Below are 15,919 nucleotides of genomic sequence, written 5' to 3'. Positions count from 1 at the left end.
CTCACCGCACGTGCTCTTCTCGTGCGCGGGCACGTAAGTAGTGCGGGGACGGATGCCGCGGCAGCCGGACCCGCGGCAGCCGAAACCCGCGGCACCCCGACCCGCGTCAGCGGCGTGCGGGCGCCCGGCTCGCGAAGTACTCGTCCTCGGCGGCGTAGTCGAACCATCCGTCGGCGCGCGACCGCGTGACCATCGTGGGGAACACATCCTGCCAGCTCTCCTCGCGCCGCTCGGCGGCCGCGACTTCGCGGGTGACCCAGTCGATGTCCTCGGCCACCGCATCCGCGTAGCTGACCGGCTGCCGGTACCCGAGTTCGACGAGGGCGGCATCCATGCTCATGACCAGCGGATGCGTGACCGACCACGGCGTGGAGCCGAGGTTCCCGACCGCCGGCCCGGGATACGTGACGATCTCGACCTCGCGGCCCATCGTCTCGAAGATGGTGTGCGCGATCTCGGCGACGGTCAGGTTGTCCCGGTCGACGGCGTTCAGCACGCGTCGCCCCGGGCGGTCGGCGCACAGGGAGATGAGCTCGGCGACGTTGACGGTCGACGACGTGCTGAACCTGTTGAGGCCGTCGTCGGAGAGCACGATCCTGCTGCGCTTGTCGAGCGCGCGCTTCACGAAATACCACTCGCGGAGGGCCGGGCTGAACGGTCCGTGGATGGCTCCGGGCCGCAGGATGGTCACGGGAAGGTCGTCGGTCTGCAGCAGCCGGCGTTCCATCGCCGCTTTCAGCGGGGAGTACGTCCGCTCGGAGTTGTCGACGATCGGGTCGGTCTCGCGGAGCGGCACAGGGAAGTCGGGGAAGTCCTCCGGCCCGGTCACGACATCCAGGTAGCCGCCGTTGGCGCCCACGTACACCGATCCGGTCGAGATGACGACGAGTGAGCCCACCTCGCCGGCCAGGTGCGCGAGCTGGTCCGCGTGGTGCTCGTCGTAGGCGACCGTGTCGACCACCAGGTCGTGGCCGCGCGCGCGTGCGAGCAGGCTGGTCGTGTCCTCACGGTCGAGCCGGATGGTCGTCACATCCAGGTCGGCGAGCGACGTGTCGCCCGCATGGTTGCCCCGATGCGCGACGAGCACCGACCATCCGTCGACGGCGAGCCTGCGTGCGGCTGCGGCACCGAGCTGGCCCGTTCCCCCGATGATCATGGCTGTGCGAGTGGTGTCCGCCTGCATGCCCCAACGGTACGCCCGTGCACCTCCGGGGGAAATCGGCGCGGGCACGGCGACACCGTAAACTGGCTGGAGCGTTCCGTCGGTTCTCGCCGCCGGACATCACGCACCATCCCTTCCGCACCATTGGAGCCACCGTGGCAGCACCCACCCGTCTCGATTCCGTCATCGCGCTCGCCCGCCACCGCGGGTTCGTCTTCCAGGCCGGAGAGATCTACGGCGGATCGCGGTCGGCCTGGGACTACGGGCCCCTCGGTGTGGAGCTCAAAGAGAACATCAAGCGCCAGTGGTGGCGCTACATGGTCCAGGGCCGCGACGACGTGGTCGGTCTCGACTCCAGCGTGATCCTGCCCAAGCAGGTGTGGGAGGCGTCAGGGCACGTCGAGGTGTTCACCGACCCGCTCGTCGAGTGCACGCACTGCCACAAGCGTTTCCGTGCCGACCACCTCATCGAGGAGTACGAGGAGAAGAAGGGCCGTGCGCCCGAGAACGGCCTCGACGACCTGCCGTGCCCGAACTGCGGCAATCGCCACACCTGGACGGAGCCGCGCGCGTTCAGCGGGCTGCTGAAGACGTTCCTCGGCCCGGTCGACGACGAGTCCGGCCTGCACTACCTGCGCCCGGAGACCGCGCAGGGCATCTTCGTCAACTTCTCGAACGTGCTCCAGGCGAGCCGGCAGAAGCCGCCGTTCGGCATCGGCCAGATCGGCAAGAGCTTCCGCAACGAGATCACGCCCGGCAACTTCATCTTCCGCACCCGCGAGTTCGAGCAGATGGAGATGGAGTTCTTCGTCGAGCCCGGCACCGACGAAGAGTGGCACCAGTACTGGATCGACCAGCGCTGGAACTGGTACGTCGGCCTCGGTATCGACCCCGAGAACCTTCGCCTGTACGAGCACCCCAAAGACAAGCTGTCCCACTACTCGAAGCGAACCGTCGACATCGAGTACCGGTTCGGCTTCACGGGCAGCGAGTTCGGTGAGCTCGAAGGTGTCGCGAACCGCACCGACTTCGACCTGTCGACGCACTCGAAGGCATCCGGCAAAGACCTCACGTTCTTCGACCAGACCAAGAACGAGCGGTGGACGCCGTACGTCATCGAGCCCGCAGCAGGCCTCACCCGGTCGCTGATGGCGTTCCTCGTCGACGCCTACCACGAAGAAGAGGTCCCCAACGCGAAGGGCGGCGTCGACAAGCGCACTGTGCTGCGACTCGACCCGCGCCTGGCGCCGGTGAAGGTGGCGATCCTGCCGCTCAGCCGCAACGAAGCGCTGTCGCCGGTCGCGCGGGAGCTCGCAGCGGACCTCCGCATGTACTGGAACGTCGACTTCGACGACGCCGGTGCCATCGGCCGCCGCTACCGCCGCCAGGACGAGATCGGCACCCCGTTCTGCGTGACCGTCGACTTCGACTCGCTCGAGGACCACGCCGTCACGGTGCGCGACCGCGACACCATGGCCCAGGACCGCATCCCCCTCGCCGAGCTGCGCGGGTACCTGGCCGAGCGCCTGCTCGGCTCCTAGATGGGGAGTCGAGTTGGCAGTAGATGTCGGTTCGGCGCGCCCGATAACCGCACCTAGTGCCAACTCGCGGATGCGCGGCCCGGGCGCGCGGGTGGGTTGGCTGGTTGGGCGTCTGGGCCGGTTCGTGTCAGGCGGGTGCGGATCGGGAGTCGAGTTGGCAGTAGATGTCGGTTCGGCGCGCCCGATAACCGCACCTAGTGCCAACTCGCGGATGCGCGGCCCGGGGGCCGATTCGTGTCAGGTGGGTGCGGATCGGGAGTCGAATGCGCGTCAGGCGGGGTGGGCCGCCGCGTATTCGGTGTCGAGCATCCCGTAGATGACGGTGTCGCCCCACTCGCCCTTGAAGATCTCGTTCTGGCGCAGGTGCGCCTCCTGCCGCATCCCGAGTCGCTCGCACAGGCGCGCGGACGCCTCGTTGCGCGGGTCGAGCTGCGCGAAGACGCGGTGGGCGCCCATCGTCCCGAAGCACACCGCGAGCACCGCATCCGCCGCCTCGGTCGCGTATCCGCGCCCGTGGACGGCCGGGTGGAAGACCCACCCGACTTCGAGCTGGGCGTGCGCCGCGCTCTTCAGGAAGATGCTCATGTCTCCGATGACGCGCCCGTGGCCGCCTGCGGGGTCCGGCAGTTCGACCGCATAGATCAGGCCGTCACCGTCTTCGGCGAGGTCGGTCATCGCGATCCGCTTCTCGAGGTGCTTGGCCGACTCCTCGTGGTCGTGCACCTCCCACATCAGGTAGCGCACCACATCCTTGCGCTTCTGGTACGCGTGCACATCGTCGAGGTCGTTCTTCGTGAGCGGACGCAGCAGCAGGCGCTCGGTGCGGATCTCGACGGCGTCGTAGGGCAGGCCGACGAGACCGTGCGCCTCCTCGGCGTTGGCGACCTCGATCGCCTCTGCGGTCTCGGCCGTGGCCTCAGCCTCGGTCTCGGTCTCGGTCTCGGTCTCGGTCTCGGTCGAGTGTGCTCCGTTGCTCACTTGTCCTCCAGGTTCCGGTCGGGAAGGGGTCCGGTCAGGATACGGCGGACTCGCCCGTGTCGGAAATCGGGGTCACATGTGCCGCCACCCCGGCTACCTCGGGCGGTTCGACGTCCAGGCCGAAGAGCGTGTTGGCTGCGTCGGTGAAGGTTTCCGCCTCACCACGCCGGGCGAGCTCGCGCGCCCGGACGGACGGCGTGTGCAGCAGCACGCCCGCCAGGTGCCGGAGCGCCGTCTCGGTCTGTTCGCTCGAGTCGCCGCGGCCGCGCGCCCGGGCGATCTCCGCATCCAGGACGTCGAAGACGTGTGCGCGGAGGGCGACGAGCGCGGGTGTGACCGCCTGTTCGGCGGCTTGTGCCGCGAACTCGGCCGCCGCGTCGCCGACGATCGCACGTGCCTCATCGGTCGCGTTGAGCTCTTCGAGCGGCGCGTGCTTGCTGATGGTCTCGAGGTCGAGCAGTTCGACTCCGTCGAGATGGGCGACCGCCGGGTCGACGTTGCGGGGGAGCCCGAGGTCGACGACGAGGCGCCGGGGGAGCGCGTCTGCGACGGCCGCCGCGGACTCCAACTCCGGCACGCCGAGGATGACGTCCGGCGCGACGCTGCAGGTGACCACGAGATCGGATGCGGCGATCGCGTCGACGAGACCGCCCGCGGGAACCGCTCCTGCCGCGTGGGCGACAGCGAACTTGTGGGCCCGCCCCGACGGCGAATAGACGTGGACGTCTGTCACGCCGCGCTCGCGGAGGGCGGCGAGGCTCGCGCCCGCGTATGCGCCCGTTCCGACGAGGAGCACCCGCGTCGCGGCCCAGTCGGTGACGCGGCTTTCGGCGAGGTCGAGGGCGAGCCGCACGATCGATCGCCCGGCGCTGGTGATACCGGTGCGGTTCTTCACGCCGCGCGACGTACGCGACGCGACCTGGAACAACCGTTCGAGTTCGCTGCTGGCGGTTCCGGATGCACGGGCCGCTTCGAGTGCCCGACGCACCTGCCCGGCGATCTCGACTTCGCCGACGACGACGGATTCGAGTCCGCTGGAGACGGAGAAGAGGTGCTCGGCGACGTCCTGGTCGTTGATGACGGCGCTGGATGCGCGGAGCTCGTCCGCATCCACACCGGACGCATCGCTGACGGCGCGGATCACCGCCTCGGCCGACGCTGCGCCTGCAGTCGGGCCGGCAGCGTCCACATCGAGGTAGGCCTCGAACCGGTTGCAGGTCGCGAGGACGACGGATCCATTGAAGAGGTCGGTGTTCTCTGCGAGTGCTGCGGTCACTGCTGCTGCATGCCGCTCCAGCCGGTCGAGGAGGTCGAATCCGGCGGTGCGGTGGCTCGAGGTGAAGCAGAGTAGCACGAGGGAAGCCTACGCTTGCGCGGCCGCTTCCTCGAATCGAGAAGCCCCCCGATGACACTCGTGCAGCATGTTCAGATTGGTTTGACAGAATCGTGGGGTGAATACGCTTGCCCCGGCCCACCCGCTCAGCTCCGGAACGACCGCTTCGTCGCGGCTGGTCGGCGCCTACCACGGGTTCCGGCAACCGGTCACTCCGGTCTGGTTCATGCGGCAGGCGGGCCGTTCGCTTCCCGAGTACCGGGACCTGCGCGTCGGCACGCGGATGCTCGACGCCTGCCTCGACCCGGAGCTCGCGAGCGAGATCACTCTGCAGCCGGTGCGCCGCCACGGCGTCGACGCCGCCATCTTCTTCAGCGACATCGTCATCCCGCTCCGGCTCGCCGGGGTCGATGTCGACATCGTCCCCGGCAAGGGTCCGGTCCTGGGCGCCCCGGTGCGTACGGCGGCGGATGTGGATGCGCTGACCGCGGTCGACCCCGCCTCCCTGGACGAGGCGGTCTTCGCGCCCATCATCGATGCGGTCCGCCGCACCACCGCCGAGCTCGCGACACTCGGAGACGGCGACACCCCCTTGATCGGTTTCGCCGGGGCTCCCTTCACCTTGGCCGCGTACCTGGTCGAGGGCGGCCCGTCGAAGGACCACATCCGTGCCCGCACGATGATGCACGCCGACCCGGAGGCCTGGGCTCGCCTGATGGCCTGGACCGCCGACGTCACCGGGGCCTTCCTGCGCACGCAGGTGCTCGCGGGCGCGAGCGCAGCCCAGCTGTTCGACTCGTGGGCGGGCGCCCTGTCGCTCGACGACTATGTGACGCATGTGGCACCCGCATCCGCCCGCGCCCTGTCGCACGTGCGCGACCTCACCTACGAGGTCCCCTCGCCCGACGCCGTCGAGGACGGCGAAGCCCTGCTCCCCGGTACCCGCAACGTGCCGATCGTCCATTTCGGGGTCGGCACCGGCGAGCTGCTCAAAGCGATGCACGAGATCGGCGCGGACGTGGTCGGGGTCGACTACCGGGTTCCGCTCGACGAGGCGAGCCGCCGACTCGGGCATGTCGTCCCGGTGCAGGGCAACGTCGACCCGGCGATGCTGGATGCGCCCTGGCCGGTTCTCGAGAAGCACGTCCGCGACGTGCTGCTGCGTGGAGCGAGCGCGCCGTCGCACGTGCTGAACCTCGGGCACGGCGTGCCGCCGGAGACGGATCCGACCGTGCTCACGCGGCTGGTGGAGTTCGTCCATGGACTCTGACGATCTCAGGCACGCGATCGAAGCAGCGGCCACGCGCGTGGTCATCGTCGGCGGAGGGGTCGCGGGGCTCGTGGTGGCGCGGGAGTGTTCGCGACCGGGCTTCGACGTGACGGTGGTGGAAGCATCCGATCGCCTCGGCGGGACGGTCGCGGCCACCGTCGTCGACGGCGTCACGGTGGATGCTGGCGCCGAGAGCTACGCGACGCGCGGAGGCCATGTGGCCGAGCTGATCGAAGAACTGGGCCTCGCCGACCGGATCGTCGAACCCAACCCGGAGGGCGCGTGGCTGCGGCTGCCGTCCGGAACGGTGCCGTTGCCCAAGGCCGGCCTGCTGGGCATCCCGAGCTCCCCGCTCGCGGCCGACGTCGTGCGCGTGATCGGCTGGTCGGGCGCCTGGCGCGCCTACCTCGACCGCCTGCGTCCGGTGCTGACCATCGGCAAGGAGCGGAGCCTCGGGGCGCTGGTGCGCAAACGGATGGGGTCCCGCGTGCTCGAGCGGCTGGTCGCCCCGGTCACCACGGGCATCTACTCCGCCGAGCCGGACGATCTCGACATCGCTGTCGTCGCCCCCGGGCTCAACGCTGCGCTGACGCGGCAGGGTTCACTGTCGGGCGCCGTCGGCGAGCTTCGTGCGAACGTCAAGCCGGGAGGCGCGGCGAACGGTCTGCGCGGCGGTATGTGGATGCTCGCCCAGGCGCTCGAGGAGGCGGTCGCCGAGCGCGGTGGCCACCTTCGCACCGGCGTGGCGGTTGCGTCGATCGAACGGTTCGTCGCTCTTTCCGCCGAGGACGCCCCGGGGGCCGTCGCCGGTCGCGCCGCCGACGCCGAGGCGACCGCAGGTTCCGCGGAGGACAGCGCACCGGCCGCAGCCTCTGTACCGCGCTGGACCGTCCGCCTCGCGGATGGCGGCGAGCTGCCCGCCGACATCGTCGTCCTCGCCGCCCCTGCCGCAGCATCCCTCGCTCTCCTCGCCGACGCGTCGGCGGAGCTCGGGGAAATCGCCGCACTGGAGTGGCCGGCCGCCTCGAGCGTCGAGCTCGTGACCCTCGTCGTCGACGAGCCGGCCCTCGACGCCGCACCCCGCGGCACCGGCGTGCTCGTCGCGGATCTTCCCGGATCGGGCGTCACCGCAAAGGCGATGACGCACTCGACTGCGAAGTGGTCGTGGCTCGCCGAAGCGACCGGAGGACGGCATGTGGTGCGCCTGTCCTATGGGAAGGCCGGGCGGCCGAGCGAGACGGCCGGACTCGGGGACGCCGACGTGAGCGCCCTTGCGCTGAGGGACGCATCCGCCCTTCTGAATATTCCGCTTGCGGAATCCGCTCTCACGGGCTTCGCCCGGACGGGGTGGACGAACGCGCTTCCCTATGCAGCGCTGGGGGAGCGGGAGCGGATCGACGCGGTCCGCGCCGCAGTCGACGCGATCGACGGCCTCGAAGTGACGGGTTCCTGGCTTGCGGGCACCGGGCTCGCATCCGTCATTCCGGATGCGAAGGAGGCGGCCCACCGGGTTCGGGGTCTACGCTGGAAAGCACTGACCGAGAATCTCTGACGAACGGGGCGTTCAATGCGGGGAAAGCTTCTCTTCGTTGCCGGTGCAGCCGTGGGCTACGTGCTCGGCGCACGCGCCGGCCGCAAACGGTACGAGCAGATCAAGGCGGCGGCTGCCAGGGTGTGGGAGACGCCCGGCATCCAGAGGCAGGTGAACGCGGCAGAAGACTATGCCGCGGAGAAGTTCAGCGAGATCCCGGGCGCGCTGTTCGAAGGCGCGAAGAAGGTCGTCACCCAGGTGGTGAGCCGCGCGCAGGCCGCCCAGAGGCCGGGCTCGGGCTACCGGCCGCCCGCGACGGCTCCGTCCACGCCTTCGCCCGCACGGCCGGCAGCGGCGACGAGCACGTCGAGCGTGACGATCGCGGCACCGGCGGACGAGGAGACGGCCACGGCGCCAACGACGGCGCCGAAGGCAGCGCCGAAAGCCTCATCCAAGGCCACCGGGTCCTCCTCGAAGCGCAAGCCGGCCGCCCGCTCATCGGAGTTCGACGAGGCCGACGACGCCGGAGCCTGAGCGCACGTTCCCCGAGGACGGTGACGAGAAATGACTGACGACGAAAACGCGAAGGAATCGCGTTCGCTGATCCAGCTGATCCGGGACCTCCCGGCGCTGCTGGTCGCACTCGCCAAGGCGGAGGTCGAGAACCTCAAACAGGAACTCGCCGCGAAAGCCAAGTATGCCGGTGTGGGCATAGGACTCTTCGCGTTCGCCGCCGGCCTCCTCTTCTTCGCATTCGCCTGCCTGGTTGCGGCCGCGATCCTCGGACTGTCGCTCGTCCTCCCGGGCTGGGCTGCCGCCCTGATCGTCTTCGGCGCGCTCGTGATCATCGCGGTCATCCTCGCCCTCATCGGCGTCCAGGTCCTCAAGCGGATGGGCGGGGCCGCCCCTGAGAAGACGATCGCGAGCGTCCAGGAGGACGTCGAAGCGATCAAGGGGATGGGCCGCTATGACAACTGACGCCGCGAGCCAGGCCGCGAAGGCCCGTGCCGAACTGAGGGCGACACTCGACGCCATCCAGGACAAACTCGACGTTCCCAAGCAGTCGAGGCTCGCCGCCGAGCGCGCCACGCGCCGCGTGGAGGAGCTGCGGACCGAGAACCCGGTCGCTTTCTTCGCTGCTGTCGTCGGTGCCGCAGCGGTCGTCGGCGGTGCCGTCTGGCTCATCATCAGGGCGATCAGGAAGTAGAGCGGGGCGTCTACCTCGCTTTTGGCGCTTACAGGATTGCGAGAGAGACTGTGAGGTATGACTGAACTGGCTGCCTCCGGGGCAGAAGAGACCACCTCTGTCGACAGCCCGAGCGGATTCACTCTGTGGGCTGTGCTCCGTCGCGACCCTGCCCGGCCCGACGATCTCGACGGCACCGATGTGCCGCGCGCCGTGCAGGAACTCGACGGCGTCATCGCCGACATCGAGCTCGAGGGCGTGGTCACGCGTGGCCTCTACGACGTGTCCGGCCTTCGCGCCGACGCCGACGTCATGATCTGGCTCCACGGCCCGGATGCGCAGGGGCTGCAGTGGGGACTCCGCCAATTGCGCCGCACCCAGCTTCTGAAGGCGCTCCTTCCGACCTGGAACGCGATGGGCGTCCACCGCGACGCCGAGTTCAACAAGGCGCACGTGCCCGGCTTCCTCCGCGGCGTCGAGCCGAAGGAATGGTTGACGGTCTATCCGTTCGTCCGCAGCTACGACTGGTACCTCCTGCCCGAGGAGGAGCGCAGCCGGATGCTCTCCGAGCACGGCCGCAAGGGAGCTGCGTTCCGCTCGGTCATCGCCAACACCGTCGCCTCGTTCGCGCTCGGCGACTACGAATGGATCCTCCCGCTCGAGTCCGACGAGCTCGTCGACCTCGTCGACCTCATGCGCGACCTGCGGCAGACGGATGCCCGCCGTCACGTGCGCGAAGAGGTGCCGTTCTTCACAGGGCGCCGGGTCACCGCTGCCGAGCTCGTGGAGGTCCTCCAGTGACCGAAGCGCTGACGCGCGTTCTCGGAGCGACGGATGCGGCGGCGGCCGGCCCGGAGCACGTCACAGAACCGGTCGCCTACGACGCGATCCTCCTCGCCGGCTTCGGCGGCCCGGAAGGCCAGGACGACGTCATCCCCTTCCTGCGCAACGTGACGCGGGGGCGCGGCATCCCCGAGGAGCGTCTCGAAGAGGTCGCCCACCATTACCGGCACTTCGGCGGGGTCAGCCCGATCAACGACCAGAACCGCGAACTGAAAGCAGCGCTGGAGGCCGAGCTCGAGTCCCGCGGCATCGACCTTCCTGTGCTGTGGGGCAACCGCAACTGGGACCCCTACCTGCGCGATGCGCTCACCGAAGCGAACGACCGCGGCTTCACGAAGCTGCTCGCGATCGCGACGAGCGCATACTCGTCGTATTCGAGCTGCCGCCAGTACCGCGAGGACTTCGCGATCGCCCTGGAGGAGACCGGACTCGACGGCACCATCCAGATCGACAAGGTGCGCCAGTTCTTCGACCACCCCGGATTCGTCACGCCGTTCGTGGACGGCCTGCGTCACGCCCTCGACGAGGTCCGCGAGCGGGTGCCGGGCATCGACCTGGCGACCGAGGCCCAACTGCTGTTCACCACCCACAGCATCCCCTCCGCCGACGCTGCGAAGTCGGGTCCGTCCGACCGTGGTTTCGGCGAAGGCGGCGCCTACGCGGCGCAGCACCTCGCGGTCGCGGAGGTCGTCGTCCACGAGGCCGGCGCCGCCGACGTTCCGTGGAGACTCGTCTACCAGTCGCGCAGCGGCCCTCCGAGCATGCCGTGGCTCGCGCCGGACATCAACGACGCGATCGACGAACTGCCGGCGGCGGGCATCCGCGCGGTCGTCATCGTTCCGATCGGCTTCGTCAGCGACCACATGGAGGTCCTCTGGGACCTCGACAACGAGGCCATGGAGACCTCCGAGCGCAACGGACTGGTCGCCGTCCGCGTCCCGACGCCGGGCACGCACCACGCCTATGTCGCGGGCCTCGTCGACCTCGTGCTCGAGCGTCGTGACGGTGTCCCTGTCGCCCAGCGTCCGGCGTTGACCCCGCTCGGCCCGTGGTACGACGTCTGCCGCCCCGGCTGCTGCGAGAACGGCCGGCTCGGCTTCAAGCCGGCCGCTGCGGGGGTCGCGCCGTGAGTGCCGCATCCGCTCCCCGCACCCTCCGCGTCGGAACGCGGGGGAGTGCCCTCGCCGTCGCCCAGACGACCGTGGTCGCGAACGCGATCGCGAAGGCGACAGGACTCGAGGTCGAGCTCGTCACGGTGACGACCCACGGCGACACGTCCCGTGAATCGCTGGCTTCGCTCGGAGGCACGGGTGTGTTCGCGAGCGCGTTGCGGGATGCGCTGCTCGCCTCGGAGTGCGACCTGATCGTCCACTCGCTGAAAGACCTGCCGACGGGAGCGCATCCGGGCCTCGTCATCGGCGCGGTGCCGCGGCGGGCGGATGCGCGAGATGCGCTGTGCGCGCGCGACGGCCTGACGCTGGAGACCCTTCCGGAGGGCGCCCGCGTCGGAACCGGGTCGCCCCGCCGCGTCGCCCAGTTGCTCGCTCGCCGACCCGACCTCCACGTGGTCGACCTGCGGGGCAACGTCGACACCCGGCTCGGGCGCGTCGCCGACGGCGACCTCGACGCGGTCGTGCTTGCGGCAGCAGGGCTCGACCGCCTCGGCCGCTCGGAGGCGATCACCGAGCACTTCTCGCTCTCGGATGCGCCCACTGCGCCGGGCCAGGGAGCTCTCGCCATCGAGGTGCGCACCGGAGACGAGCGCGGCTCCGGTGCCCTCGCCAAGGCCCTCGCCGTCGTCAACCACGTGACGACCCACGCCGCCGTGACCGCCGAGCGCGCCGTGCTCGCCGGTCTCGAAGCCGGATGCGCTGCCCCGATCGGCGCGCACGCCGAGATCGACGACGGCCTGTTCTTCCTCACGGCCACGGTCTACCGGCCCGATGGAACGGAACAGCTCACCAGCTCGCACGCGGCCACGCCAGACGGCATGAACGCGCGCGACCTCGAGGTCGCTGCCGCTGACGTCGCCCGGCGGGTCGTCGCGGAGCTTCTCGACCTCGGCGCGGCGGACCTCGCGCCCGTCGGAGGCGCGCGATGAGCGCAGCGGTCGGGTCCGCATCCGGATCCTCATCCGCATCCGCCAAGCCGCTCGCCGGCTGGCGCGTGCTCGTCCCGCGCGGTGGTCCCTGGGGTGACGCGGTCGCAGCCGACCTGCGCTCGAAGGGCGCTTCGCCCATCGTCGCCGCGATGATCAACTTCGCCCCCACCGCTGACGCACCGGCACTGGATGCAGCGCTCATGGCTCTTGCCGCCGGCGAATTCGACTGGATGACGGTCACGAGCGCGACGACCGTCGACGTGCTGAGCGCGCAGCGGGCCGTCGTTCCGGCGACCACGAAGGTCGCTGCCGTCGGCGAGACCACGGCAGCCGCGCTCACCGCCGCCGGGTACCGTGTGGACCTCGTTCCCTCGGAGGACAACTCCGCGCGCGGACTGCTCGCCGAATGGGAGGCCGCGACGCAGGGTGTGGTGCCGTTGCGCATCCTGACCCTGCGATCCGAGATCGCCAAGCCCCTCCTCACCGAGGGGCTGCGGCGCATCGGGCACGACGTGCAGTCGGTCGTCGCCTACCGGACGATCGGGGTGCCCGTGCCCGAGAACGTGGTCGCGGATGTCGCCGCGGGCGCCGTGCAGGCCATCCTCGTGACGAGCGGTTCGGTCGCGGAGCAGGTGCAACTGCAGCTGGGACCGATCCCGGAGCAGACGCTGGTCGCGGCCATCGGACCGCAGACGGCACGGGATGCGCGCGATTTCGGCCTGCGCGTCGATGTGATCGCGGACGAGCGCACCGCGGCGTCGCTGATCGCCGCCGTCGCCCGCGCCCGCGCCGCCGGCTGACGCGTTCGCGACCCCCGCAGCGAGGCTGGGAGGGCGTGGAGGATGCGGTGGCGCCGGCCGCGTAGGCTTGACCGGTGAGCGAATTCACGCATCCCGTCGTCCGTCCCCGCCGCCTCCGGCAGTCCCCGGCCATGCGCCGCCTGACCGCTGAGACGCGCATCCACCCCTCCGAGCTGATCCTGCCCGCCTTTGTGCGCGAAGGCACTCCGGAACCGCTCCCGCTGCAGTCCATGCCGGGTGTCGTCCAGCACAGTCTCGACTCCCTCCGCCGGGCCGCGACGCAGGCGGCCGAGGCCGGAGTCGGCGGCATCATGCTGTTCGGCGTGCCGGAGACGCGCGACGCGATCGGGTCCGCTGCGACCGATCCCGACGGCATCCTGAACGTCGCGACCCGTGCCGTGGTCGCCGAGGTCGGCGATGCGCTCGTCGTCCAGACCGATCTCTGCCTCGACGAGTTCACCGACCACGGGCACTGCGGCGTCCTCGATGACCGCGGCGTCGTCGATAACGACGCGACGCTCGAGCGGTACCGCGACATGGCAGTCGTGCAGGCCGAAGCAGGCTCTGTCGTGCTCGGGCTCAGCGGGATGATGGACGGACAGGTCGCGGCTGTGCGTGAAGCACTCGATGACGCGGGCCACGTCGACACGGTGATCCTGGCGTACGCCGCGAAGTACGCGTCGAGTTTCTACGGGCCGTTCCGCGAGGCCGTCGACTCCCAGCTGAAGGGCGACCGGCGCAGCTACCAGCAGGACCCGGCCAACCGGCGCGAGGGGATGCGCGAGGCGCGACTCGACCTCGAGGAGGGCGCGGACATCCTGATGGTGAAGCCCGCGATGAGCTACCTCGACGTGCTCGCCGACGTCGCGGCCTTCAGCGATGTGCCGGTGTGGGCCTACCAGGTGTCCGGCGAGTACTCGATGATCGAGGCGGCCGCCGCGAACGGCTGGATCGACCGGAGGCGCGCGATCGAGGAGTCGATCACGGGCATCCGCCGGGCCGGTGCGGATGCGGTGCTCACCTACTGGGCGACCGAGGCTGCGCGGTGGCTGCGATGAGCGCGAACGGCGCGGATGCGGCAACGGGCGGCGCAGCGGGCGGCAATCCGATCGGCGATGGCGCGATCGGCGACGGCGCGCTGGCCGACGGTGCGGCGCTCGGCGACGTCAACCTGATCGAATTCGAGCGTGCTCGCCGGGTCATCCCGGGAGGGGTGAACTCTCCGGTGCGCGCGTTCCGCTCCGTCGGGGGCACGCCGCGGTTCATGGTGTCGGCGAACGGCCCGTACATCACGGATGCGGACGGTCGCGAATATGTGGACCTCGTCGCGTCGTGGGGCCCGGCGATCCTCGGGCACGCACATCCGTCGGTCGTCAGCGCTGTGCAGGAAGCCGCCGCGCGCGGACTGTCGTTCGGCGCCTCGACGCCCGCTGAGACGGCTCTCGCCGAGGCGGTGCGGGCGCGTGTTCCGATCGTGGACAAACTGCGCCTCGTCTCGACCGGCACAGAAGCGACGATGACCGCGATCCGTCTCGCCCGCGGGTTCACCGGTCGGCCGCTGCTCATCAAGTTCGCGGGGCACTACCACGGGCACTCCGACGCGCTGCTCGCGGAGGCCGGGTCGGGGCTCGCCACGCTCGCCATGCCAGGTTCCGCGGGCGTCACCGAGGCGACGGCCGCGCAGACTCTCGTGCTCCCGTACAACGACCTGCCCGCGGTCCGGGCGGCGTTCGAGCAGCGCGGGCCCGACATCGCCGCGGTGATCACAGAAGCGGCGGCGGCCAATATGGGTGTCGTCCCACCGGACCCCGGCTTCAACGCCGCGCTCGTCGACCTCGCCCACGAGTTCGGCGCGCTCGTCATCCTCGACGAAGTGCTGACCGGATTCCGTGTCGGGCCGGCCGGCTTCTGGGGCCTCGACCGGTCGTACACGCCGGACCTCCTCACTTTCGGCAAAGTCATCGGTGGAGGGATGCCGCTTGCAGCCCTCGGCGGACGCGCCGAGATCATGGACTACCTCGCGCCCAACGGCCCGGTCTACCAGGCGGGCACGCTGTCCGGCAATCCGGTCGCGGTCGCCGCCGGTCTCGCGACTCTCGCCGCGGCCGACGAAACGGTGTATGCGCGCCTCGACGCGACGGCAGCGATCATCTCGGCCGCTGTGTCGGATGCGCTCACCGGCGCGGGCGTGGCCCATCGCGTGCAGCGGGCCGGCAACCTCTTCAGCTTCGTGTTCGGATCGTTCGAGACGGCGCCCCGCACCTACGCCGAAGTCCAGCGGCAGGACGCGTGGCGCTACCGGGCGTTCTTCCACGCGATGCTCGATGCGGGAGTCTCCCTGCCGCCGAGTGTGTTCGAGGCCTGGTTCGTGACGGCGGCACACGACGATACCGCTGTCGCGCGCATCCTCGACGCGCTGCCTGCCGCAGCTGCGGCCGCGGCGGCCGCCCGCCCTGAGTAGGCGTGGGGGCTACGGCGTCAACTCGGGCCGGGTGAGCGCGGGCGGATAGCCCTGGGCGGTGGCCCACGGGATCCAGCCTGCGGGCATCCAGCTGCCCTCGACCAGCTGCGGGTGCTCCGGGTGGCGGCTCATGGCCCACAGCACGAAGACGAGCTCCGCCCAATCGGTGACGACGCGCCAGGTCAGCGGTCCGCGTGTCGACCGCCCGTTCATCACGAGGCAGCCGAACCCGGCAAGCTGCATCATGTCGATCGACGCCCAGTCCCACGGGAAGACGCCGAACTGGTCGACGAGGTAGAAGCCCTGGTCGGTGACGACGATCTGGCCGCGCACCTGCTGGCGCCACGTGACCTGGGCGTCGGCCTCCGCCTGGGCCCGCCGCGCATTGTTGTTCGACGAGTTGACGGCGAGCGTCGTCGCAGCGAGGGCGAGGCCGAGCGTTCCGGTGCCGAACGCGTAGGCGCTCGACGTCGAATACGATCCGTCTCCCGCCGCGCGGAACTCGTCCACGGAGACGGTTCCTCCCGCGTAGGGCACCTCACCGGGCCGGAGCGGGAAGTAGGTCGGCACGCGCTCGGACGGAGCCCGGCCGTTCCTGACGTCGGTCACGATGCGGCAGGTCGTCCAGAGCGCCGTGTCGGCGGGAAGCCACGCCCGTCCGGGTTGTGAGAGCTCGTCCACGAGACTGATCGTAGGGGTTGCCGCGCTCCGGC

General features: G+C 70.3%; 16 protein-coding genes. 12 read left to right on the top strand and 4 right to left on the bottom strand.

What is annotated here, in order from left to right; genetic code table 11:
- Positions 1-106 precede the first annotated feature (106 nt).
- Entirely contained in the window at positions 107-1,183 is a 1,077-nt protein-coding gene (locus ACV7NN_RS10485) for an NAD-dependent epimerase/dehydratase family protein (protein ID WP_463349518.1), read from the bottom strand.
- Between the two features lie 134 nt (positions 1,184-1,317).
- On the opposite strand from ACV7NN_RS10485, the gene ACV7NN_RS10480 reads away from it, so the two are divergent.
- A complete protein-coding gene (locus tag ACV7NN_RS10480; RefSeq protein ID WP_463349517.1) occupies positions 1,318-2,703 on the top strand; it encodes a glycine--tRNA ligase in 1,386 nt (461 codons plus the stop codon).
- Between the two features lie 270 nt (positions 2,704-2,973).
- Here ACV7NN_RS10480 and ACV7NN_RS10475 read toward each other — a convergent pair whose 3' ends face one another.
- The gene (locus ACV7NN_RS10475; RefSeq protein ID WP_463349516.1) at positions 2,974-3,681 is read right to left on the bottom strand and encodes a GNAT family N-acetyltransferase; all 708 of its coding nucleotides are present in this window, start codon (positions 3,679-3,681) and stop codon (positions 2,974-2,976) included.
- Positions 3,682-3,715: 34 nt separating this feature from the next.
- Positions 3,716-5,035, bottom strand: a complete 1,320-nt coding sequence (locus ACV7NN_RS10470) for a glutamyl-tRNA reductase (RefSeq protein ID WP_463349515.1) — start codon at positions 5,033-5,035, stop codon at positions 3,716-3,718.
- Between the two features lie 97 nt (positions 5,036-5,132).
- Here ACV7NN_RS10470 and hemE point away from each other — a divergent pair, with 97 nt between their 5' ends.
- The 11 genes from hemE (at position 5,133) to hemL (ending at position 15,206) form a co-directional block, all read left to right on the top strand.
- Entirely contained in the window at positions 5,133-6,284 is a 1,152-nt protein-coding gene (gene hemE, locus ACV7NN_RS10465) for a uroporphyrinogen decarboxylase (RefSeq protein WP_463349514.1), read from the top strand.
- Positions 6,274-7,836 carry a protoporphyrinogen/coproporphyrinogen oxidase gene (locus ACV7NN_RS10460; protein ID WP_463349513.1) on the top strand — a complete coding sequence of 521 codons (1,563 nt, stop codon included), beginning with the start codon at positions 6,274-6,276 and terminating at the stop codon, positions 7,834-7,836. Before hemE ends, ACV7NN_RS10460 begins: the two co-directional genes overlap by 11 nt.
- A 15-nt stretch (positions 7,837-7,851) precedes the next feature.
- Positions 7,852-8,349 carry a YtxH domain-containing protein gene (locus ACV7NN_RS10455; RefSeq protein WP_463349512.1) on the top strand — a complete coding sequence of 166 codons (498 nt, stop codon included), beginning with the start codon at positions 7,852-7,854 and terminating at the stop codon, positions 8,347-8,349.
- A 30-nt stretch (positions 8,350-8,379) separates the two neighbouring features.
- Positions 8,380-8,793 (top strand): phage holin family protein, encoded by a 414-nt coding sequence (locus ACV7NN_RS10450; protein ID WP_463349511.1) that lies wholly within the window; start codon positions 8,380-8,382, stop codon positions 8,791-8,793.
- A complete protein-coding gene (locus ACV7NN_RS10445; RefSeq protein ID WP_463349510.1) occupies positions 8,783-9,022 on the top strand; it encodes a DUF3618 domain-containing protein in 240 nt (79 codons plus the stop codon). Before ACV7NN_RS10450 ends, ACV7NN_RS10445 begins: the two co-directional genes overlap by 11 nt.
- Before the next feature lie 57 nt (positions 9,023-9,079).
- On the top strand, positions 9,080-9,802 hold the full coding sequence (gene hemQ / locus ACV7NN_RS10440) for a hydrogen peroxide-dependent heme synthase (RefSeq protein ID WP_463349509.1): 723 nt from the start codon (positions 9,080-9,082) through the stop codon (positions 9,800-9,802).
- Positions 9,799-10,974, top strand: coding sequence for a ferrochelatase (locus ACV7NN_RS10435; RefSeq protein WP_463349508.1), 1,176 nt, complete (start codon positions 9,799-9,801; stop codon positions 10,972-10,974). The genes hemQ and ACV7NN_RS10435 overlap by 4 nt, the downstream gene beginning before the upstream one ends.
- Complete coding sequence (hemC, locus tag ACV7NN_RS10430) at positions 10,971-11,945, top strand: hydroxymethylbilane synthase (protein ID WP_463349507.1); 975 nt, start codon at positions 10,971-10,973, stop codon at positions 11,943-11,945. The genes ACV7NN_RS10435 and hemC overlap by 4 nt, the downstream gene beginning before the upstream one ends.
- Complete coding sequence (locus tag ACV7NN_RS10425) at positions 11,942-12,745, top strand: uroporphyrinogen-III synthase (RefSeq protein ID WP_463349506.1); 804 nt, start codon at positions 11,942-11,944, stop codon at positions 12,743-12,745. Before hemC ends, ACV7NN_RS10425 begins: the two co-directional genes overlap by 4 nt.
- A 131-nt stretch (positions 12,746-12,876) precedes the next feature.
- Positions 12,877-13,803 (top strand): porphobilinogen synthase, encoded by a 927-nt coding sequence (gene hemB / locus ACV7NN_RS10420; protein WP_463351276.1) that lies wholly within the window; start codon positions 12,877-12,879, stop codon positions 13,801-13,803.
- Entirely contained in the window at positions 13,791-15,206 is a 1,416-nt protein-coding gene (gene hemL / locus ACV7NN_RS10415; RefSeq protein WP_463349505.1) for a glutamate-1-semialdehyde 2,1-aminomutase, read from the top strand. The genes hemB and hemL overlap by 13 nt, the downstream gene beginning before the upstream one ends.
- A gap of 9 nt (positions 15,207-15,215) precedes the next feature.
- On the opposite strand, the gene ACV7NN_RS10410 is transcribed toward hemL, so the two are convergent.
- Entirely contained in the window at positions 15,216-15,887 is a 672-nt protein-coding gene (locus ACV7NN_RS10410; protein ID WP_463349504.1) for a hypothetical protein, read from the bottom strand.
- Positions 15,888-15,919 lie beyond the last annotated feature (32 nt).

The organism is Leifsonia sp. Ger2509 (genome assembly GCF_055231915.1).
The sequence above is the reverse complement of the archived record's forward strand: the minus strand, read 5'-3'. Positions and strand labels throughout refer to the sequence as shown.